This window comes from Parabacteroides sp. Marseille-P3160 (assembly GCF_900162725.1).
Classification (GTDB): domain Bacteria; phylum Bacteroidota; class Bacteroidia; order Bacteroidales; family Tannerellaceae; genus Marseille-P3160.
The window spans coordinates 1,597,867-1,605,034 of sequence record NZ_LT799418.1; the positions used below are offsets into that span (position 1 = coordinate 1,597,867).

A 7,168-nucleotide genomic window follows, 5' to 3' on the forward strand; every position below is an offset into this window, starting at 1 on the left:
AAGGGGACTACCGCCGTTAACAGAGGTAGTACCACGAATATTCATATCTAACGATGCGTTCGGATTTCCATTGGTCGGATTAATATTTACACCGGGTAATGCTCCCTGCAAGGCAGAAGTAGCCGAAGTCACCGGTCTGTTTTCAAAAACCTTTGAATCAACCTGTGAAATGGCACCTGTCAGATTCGCCTTTTTTTGCGTTCCGTAACCAACTACAACCACATCTTCCAAAAGCATAGCATCCTCTTGTAAAATCACATCTATAACCGTATTTTTCCCTACGGTTTTTTCCTTGGAGATGAATCCGACATAAGAAAACACCAATACAGCATTTGCTTCGGGTACCGAAATTGTAAAATGTCCATCAACATCTGTCATAACCCCAGTTGAGGTTCCTTTTACAATAACGTTTACTCCAATCAACGGATTATTACTTGCATCTTTTACTGTTCCGGAAACAGACTGGTTTTGTTGTTTTTGCTCATTTTTATCTTCGGGGCTGGTAGTCTTTTTCGTGACGTAAATCTGACGGTCCATAATCTTGTATGTATTGTCTGTAGAGGCAAGGACAAGATCCAATATTTTATCGACCGTTTGGTTTTTTATATCTACCGAGATCTTTTTTTCCAAATTCACATTCTCATCCAGATATATAAAAACATATTCCGATTGATTTTCAATATCCGAGAAGATATCTTTAATCGTTTTGGCTTTCGAAGAAACCGAAAGTTTTGTTATCTGCGAATACAAGCTTTCAGCCAAGCAAAAATGCGTACAACAAAAACATAGAATGGCAAAAAATATAGAAAAACATTTTTGTTTCCTAAAGATCGACTTAGGAGGACATTTCTTTTGTAATTTTATCATCATTTTTAACGGTTTAAAGAGGTTAATAACAATTCCACTTTTTTAAGTCGTGACCGGGTTAGCATGGCAGCGCAAACCCGGTTTTTTTTTGTTTCATAGGCAAATTTCTGTTTAGATTAATTTATTAATAATTTATTTAGTAGTATGCGATTTCCATTTCGATATCCTCAGGCTCCACGATGAAGGTATTATAATGGTTCGCCTCATACTATCTATGCTATCTTTTCGCTTCTATTACATAGGCGTTATTATTCTTTGTATAAGAAATGGGAATAAGATTTGACAATCCGGATAAGATTTCATCGGGGCTGTCCATAAGCACCATTTTTCCTGATATTTTAACTGTTTTCAGAGATTGGCTCTCAATGTTTATTTTGATATTAAAATACATCTCCAAACGTTGGATGACACTTTCAAGCGTTTCGGAATGAATATTTAAGAACCCCTTTGTCCAACTAATATAATCGGATGCATCAACTATCCGTTTTGCCCCTAATCCCTCCGAATCTATGTTTATTAATTGATTGGGGAGCAACCATGTTTTTTTGTGATTCTTATCTGTAACTGACACACGTCCTTCCGCCAACACGACAGATGAAACGGCTTGTTCGCCATAGGTACATATATTAAATGAAGTGCCGAGTACTTCCACTTCAAAATTATTAGGTGTTTTAACGATAAACGGCCATTTTTCATGATGAGAAATCTCGCAATAAATCTCTCCGTCAACATATATTTCACGTGTTTTCCCTGTGAAACGATGAGGATAGATCACTTTTGTCCGTGAATTAACCCATATTTTACTATTGTCAGCAAGAATCAAGATCGTTCTTTTTCCTTGAGGAACAAAGATTTTATGATATTCCGTATTATCGTCTTGTTCGGGGGATTCTACATTTATCTGATCATCTACCGCCACATTTCCCGCTTCTGAATAATTCACCGTTGAACTATCTTTTATTGCAATACTTTTACCGGACGAAATATGTAACATGATTTGATCTGAGGCCGCTTCTACCGCCATCGTTGCAGCAAGATCTTTAAGGTCGACTTTTTTTACGGAATCGTGTCTCAGATAAAAAACAACACCGGCCAATAATGCGGCAGAAACCGTAACAGCCAGATATACCCGATTCAGCATCCGACGACGAATCTTACTCTTGGCTTCTTTTTCAACAGCAAACCAATTTTCTAATTTTTCAGGATATGGGATTCGCTTTTCCTTTTCTTTAATATACTTTAAAAAGCGAGATATAAAATCCTTTTTATCTTTCAAACTTGACATTCTAATGCTCTCTATTTATTACAAGACTGCATTACGAAAAAAGGATACTCACTTTTTTTGAGATTTTTTAAAAGAATAGCATAAATTTCCTGATTTTCTTTAATGTCCTAAAGACAAGATTCATGGAAGACTGTTCATTTATATTGAGAATTTCAGCAATTTCTTTATAAGAAAGTTCTTTGATATACCTTAAATATAGAATCATTTTCTGGTTACCGTTCAATTTAGCCAATGCATTTATTAACTTTTTGCTTCTAACCACATCAATATCGCTTTTTTTGTATAGATTTTCTATTTCAGCATCCACAATAGAGAATTCATATTCGATTTGCTCTATGGATATCTCATGGAAGGTATTTAACATATCGTAAAGCAAGTTTCGTAAACTTTTTAATAAATAGGCTCTTACTGAAATAGTTGAGTCAATCTTCTGCTTAATATATAATTTAACGAATAAATCATGGATAGCATCTTTTACCAATTCTTCATCTTTTATAAATTTAAGCCCATAATTCAGCAATAAATCATAATGCCTCAGATATAGAAATTCCAAAGGATTTTTATCACCTGCCCGAAATATCTCCCATAACTCAAAATCCGATAAATCCTGATATATTGACATCCAATTAGAATAATTAACATCACAATAACATCAAAAATAATGCAAATTTATAAAATAACACCAAACTATTCGTCTCATGATAAAAAAAAATAAGCGTTTTTGAAGATACAGGGGAGTGTATAACCTTCTCTATGGAGCCAGTCCGAACGCGTTTTGTCCCTTACACTAATACTGGGAAGGTGATTCTTTTCTGTGCTGTTTTTCAGATAGATATGTATCAATACCGTTCTTTTACTTCATTCGATCGGGTGTTCTACGGCTGTGAAACACGTGTTCTATGGCTGTGAAACACGTGTTTGACGGCTGTAGAACACGTGTTTGATGGCCATCAAACACCTAATCGGAATGTGCTAAAGTAAATCGACTTAAGCATCATCCGCCAACTTGCTGCGCACCCCGGACTAGCATGGATGAAGAAAAAATAATGCGAAATCTATTTGCTTATCACATAAATGTTTCCTTACTTTGCATCCGCTTTACGTAATCTCTGGCGGAAGAGTGTGACCCGTTTATATTGCGTTTCATAAAAATACAACTAAAAAGCTATAAACAATGGATTTAATTAAAATTGTAGAGGAGTCTTTTGCAGCGCCTCAAGAGCGACCCGTATTCAAAAGCGGTGACACGGTTACCGTGGCCTACCGCATCAAGGAAGGTAACAAGGAACGTATCCAGCAATACAGAGGGGTCGTAATCCGTATTTCGGGACACGGAGAAAAGAAACGTTTTACGGTACGTAAAATGTCTGAAAACGTAGGGGTAGAACGTATTTTCCCTTTCGACTCGCCTTTTATCGATAGCATTACCGTTAACAAGATCGGTAAAGTTCGCAGAGCCAAATTGTATTATCTGCGCCAACTGACTGGAAAGAAAGCAAGAATCAAGGAAAAAAGAGTATAAGCGCTCTGTTTGGTTACATAAAAAAAGGGAATTTATTGCGTTTGGCAATAGATTCCCTTTTTTTGGTACCCCTCCGGCAAAAAAGACACTTTTCTTATTGCCTTTCTTAAAATGCTTTCGGAAAATTAAAACAGTTACTTAATCAATTAAAGATTTTATAAGAAAAGTAGGCCGGTTGTATATTATTATCAGTGTACCTCCGCTGGGAATCGAACCCAGATCTGCGGTTTAGGAAACCACCGTTCTATCCGTTGAACTACAGAGGCAGGTGAGGCTTGCATTAGAGCGGAACAAAAGTATAATCTTTTCCGTTAACAGGCAAACATTCCGGCGGCAATCTGCATTCAGTCGAAGAGGCTATGAAGAATCGAAAGCGATTTGATTTCAGGAAAGTCGGGAAGATGCAGGCGGTAATACTCCAGAATCCGTTGGATGATATTGGTACGATCCTGGCGGGAAAAAGTGTAGACGGACATGTTTTCGTACCCCATCTTTAAGAGCCGGTGTAAAACCACGCTCTCTCCCGGCGAAAGATAATATTTGTGCATAGGTTGATTCATGGTGAAAACTCCATTTATCAAATCGAATTTAGCCCCTTTTTCATAAGCATCTGCATTGGGGTATACTCCGAAATAATAAGGCAGGCGAAGCATGAACACCAGGTGGAAATTGGCAATCCCCCGGTCGGAATTCTCCAGCCATTGGATGGAATGATAGAGAAATTCGAAGAAGCGGGTGTCCCCTTCCTTTTCTTTTACTACCCGGTATAGGATCTCAGCCAGAAATAAGGCGATGGCATTTTTGAAAGGATTACCGTATAATTCGACCAACGGATAAATACTTCGGGCTTCCCGGATCCGTTGCAAGTCTCTTTTGTGGCGATGGTCTACCTCCATTTCCACGATTGAAAGAGGGAGGAATAGCGCCCGGCTCACCGCACTCTTTTTCCCCCGGTTGCGTGATACCAGATAAGCAACACGGCCGAAATCCTCCGTATACATATATATAATGGAGTATTTATCGCTGTATGCGATCGAATGTAATACGATACCACGCGTTTTACAAAGCATTCTTTTTTTCTTTCTTTACGGAAGCAAAGATAATGAATCGGAATGGAACGGTCGGTATGCGGAGAGGAAAGAGAAGATTTGTTAAAATGGCAGATAGGTTAAAAAATAAAGAAGAAATGTTTTGCCAGTTTAAAGAGAAGCTCTATCTTTGCGGTCGCAATAAGGGAAATGATGCCCGTTACATTGCAGAAGAATAGCTTTTTGATGGCCTGTTCGTCTATCGGTTAGGACGTAAGATTTTCATTCTTGAAAGAGGGGTTCGATTCCCCTACGGGCTACAAGATAATAAAAAATAAAGAAAACAGCGGATATGGCAAATCATAAATCCTCTTTTAAAAGAATCAGACAGACAAGCGCAAGACGTTTGCGCAACCGTTATTATGGTAAAACGACAAGAAACGCAATCAAGGTTTTACGTAATACGCAAGACAAGAATGAAGCTCAGGCTTTATATCCCAAAGTTTGTTCCATGTTGGACAAGTTGGCTAAAAAGAATGTGATTCATAAAAATAAGGCAGGTAACTTGAAATCCAAATTGGCGAAACATGTCAATAAGCTTGCTGCCGTTGCCCAATAAGCAAAAGGTTTAGCTATTATATATGAAAGGCATAGGGCCGGACTTTTGAAGCCCGGCTCTTTACTTAAGGCCTGTTCGTCTATCGGTTAGGACGCAAGATTTTCATTCTTGAAAGAGGGGTTCGATTCCCCTACGGGCTACTCTTCCCAAATAATCTCCTATTTTCTAACATCGGCTCTCTTTTTTTGTTATTCTATAAAAGAAAGATTGCGATGGCTACAATAAAGAAAACATATCCTGTCCTACATATGTCCTGCGCTTCTTGCGCCGTAAATGTAGAAAGAGCGCTGAATGCACAGAAAGGCGTAAAGAATGCGGCGGTCAACCTGGCTGCGGCAAATGCAAACGTGGAATTCGATCCCAGCGAAATTACTCCCGAGGAGATGCAGAAAGCAGTGCAGGACGCCGGTTATGACTTGGCGATCGGTGACGAAAACAATCCGGAACGAGTGGAGCAAATCCGTTCGGAGGAACGGAGTCGTTTGAAAAGGAAGACAATCGCAGCTATCCTTTTGGCTGTGCCTTCTGTTATCATCGGTATGTTTCTGATGCATATGCCTTATGGAAATTATATCCAGTGGGCCTTAGCTACGGTCGTACTCTTCGGTTTCGGCTCTTCCTTTTTCATCAATGCCTGGAAGCAACTGCAGCATAGGACGGCTAACATGGATACCCTGGTGGCCTTGAGTACCGGTGTGGCCTACTTGTTTAGCGTGTTTAACACGCTTTTCCCTTCCGTGTGGTTGGAGAGGGGTGTGGAGCCGCATGTTTATTTCGAGGCGGCCATTGTCATCGTCGCTTTTATCCTGCTGGGCAAATATATGGAAGAAAAAGCCAAAGGGAATGCTTCGACGGCGATCAAGAAATTGATGGGTCTGCAGCCCAAGACAGTGACCGTTGTCAGGGAGGGAGAACGCCTTCTTTCGATCCCAATAGGAGAGATCGTGAAAGGAGATATCCTTGCTGTCAAGCCGGGTGAGAAAATTGCGGTGGACGGAGTGGTGCTGAGCGGCACTTCCTATCTGGACGAGAGTATGTTGAGTGGAGAGCCGATCCCCGTGCTCAAAGAAGAGAGCGATCCGGTTTATGCCGGGACGCTGAACCAAAAGGGGAGTTTCCGTTTCCGGGCGGAGAAAGTCGGTTCCGAAACATTGCTCGCCCAGATCATCCGGATGGTGGAGAACGCGCAGGGAAGCAAGGCGCCGGTACAACGGTTGGTCGATAAGATAGCTTCCGTTTTTGTGCCGGTAGTGATCGGCATCGCGTTGTTGTCTTTTCTGTTATGGTTGCTGCTGGGGGGTGAAAACGCCTTGACACAGGCACTCCTGGCTTTAGTCACCGTCCTGGTAATCGCCTGTCCCTGTGCGCTTGGGTTGGCTACCCCGACCGCCATTATGGTCGGCATCGGGAAAGGGGCCGAGAACGGTATCCTGATCAAAGATGCGGAAAGCCTGGAACTGAGCCGGAAGATCAATGCCGTCGTGCTGGATAAAACCGGTACGATTACGGAAGGAGTTCCTCAAGTTACCAATGTTTTCTGGCTGCATCCGGAGCAGGCGGATGCTGCCATGCTGGTTGCTTTGGAGATCCGTTCGGAACATCCGCTGGCGGATGCCATCGTTTCTTATTATCCAGATAAGACCTTGCCTTCCTTATCCGACTTTGAGAATATTCCGGGCAAGGGAGTCCGGGCACGGAAGGAAGATTGCTGGTACTTTGCCGGCAGCCGTTCGCTGTTGGAAGATTATTCGGTTGAAATAGCTCCGGAAATAGATGCGGCGGGAGAGCGTTTCAGTGAAGAAGGCAAGAGCTTGGTTTGGTTTGCTTCCGGCGGAAAGGCGGAGTCT

7 protein-coding genes and 3 tRNA genes (1 of these 10 cut by a window edge) are annotated in these 7,168 nt (G+C 41.2%); 5 read left to right on the forward strand and 5 right to left on the reverse strand.

Going from position 1 to position 7,168, the window contains the following annotated elements; all coding sequences use genetic code 11:
* The 3 genes from BQ8014_RS19350 to BQ8014_RS06405 all read right to left on the reverse strand — a co-directional run.
* On the reverse strand, positions 1-762 hold a 762-nt coding region (locus BQ8014_RS19350; RefSeq protein WP_160150043.1), incomplete at its 3' end, for an STN domain-containing protein.
* A gap of 322 nt (positions 763-1,084) precedes the next feature.
* Positions 1,085-2,143, reverse strand: coding sequence for a FecR family protein (locus tag BQ8014_RS06400; protein WP_160150044.1), 1,059 nt, complete (start codon positions 2,141-2,143; stop codon positions 1,085-1,087).
* Positions 2,144-2,219: 76 nt separating this feature from the next.
* The gene (locus BQ8014_RS06405; protein ID WP_080903645.1) at positions 2,220-2,774 is read right to left on the reverse strand and encodes an RNA polymerase sigma factor; all 555 of its coding nucleotides are present in this window, start codon (positions 2,772-2,774) and stop codon (positions 2,220-2,222) included.
* Positions 2,775-3,326: 552 nt separating this feature from the next.
* Between BQ8014_RS06405 and rplS the strand changes: the two genes are divergently transcribed.
* Entirely contained in the window at positions 3,327-3,674 is a 348-nt protein-coding gene (gene rplS / locus BQ8014_RS06410; protein ID WP_080903646.1) for a 50S ribosomal protein L19, read from the forward strand.
* Positions 3,675-3,868: 194 nt separating this feature from the next.
* Here the strand turns inward: rplS and BQ8014_RS06415 are convergent.
* Positions 3,869-3,940, reverse strand: a tRNA-Arg gene (locus BQ8014_RS06415).
* A 78-nt stretch (positions 3,941-4,018) separates the two neighbouring features.
* On the reverse strand, positions 4,019-4,744 hold the full coding sequence (recO, locus tag BQ8014_RS06420; RefSeq protein ID WP_080903647.1) for a DNA repair protein RecO: 726 nt from the start codon (positions 4,742-4,744) through the stop codon (positions 4,019-4,021).
* Between the two features lie 206 nt (positions 4,745-4,950).
* On the opposite strand from recO, the gene BQ8014_RS06425 reads away from it, so the two are divergent.
* The 4 genes from BQ8014_RS06425 to BQ8014_RS06440 form a co-directional block, all read left to right on the forward strand.
* Positions 4,951-5,022: transfer RNA gene (locus tag BQ8014_RS06425), tRNA-Glu, on the forward strand.
* Between the two features lie 32 nt (positions 5,023-5,054).
* Positions 5,055-5,321: a 30S ribosomal protein S20 gene (rpsT, locus tag BQ8014_RS06430; protein WP_080903648.1), complete on the forward strand. Its 267-nt coding sequence runs from the start codon at positions 5,055-5,057 to the stop codon at positions 5,319-5,321.
* Positions 5,322-5,389: 68 nt separating this feature from the next.
* Positions 5,390-5,461 (forward strand) — tRNA-Glu (locus BQ8014_RS06435).
* A 72-nt stretch (positions 5,462-5,533) separates the two neighbouring features.
* Positions 5,534-7,168: the 5' portion of a heavy metal translocating P-type ATPase gene (locus BQ8014_RS06440; RefSeq protein WP_080903649.1), read on the forward strand. It continues 45 nt past the right edge of the window; the window shows 1,635 of its 1,680 coding nt (coding positions 1-1,635); the start codon lies at positions 5,534-5,536; the stop codon falls past the right edge of the window.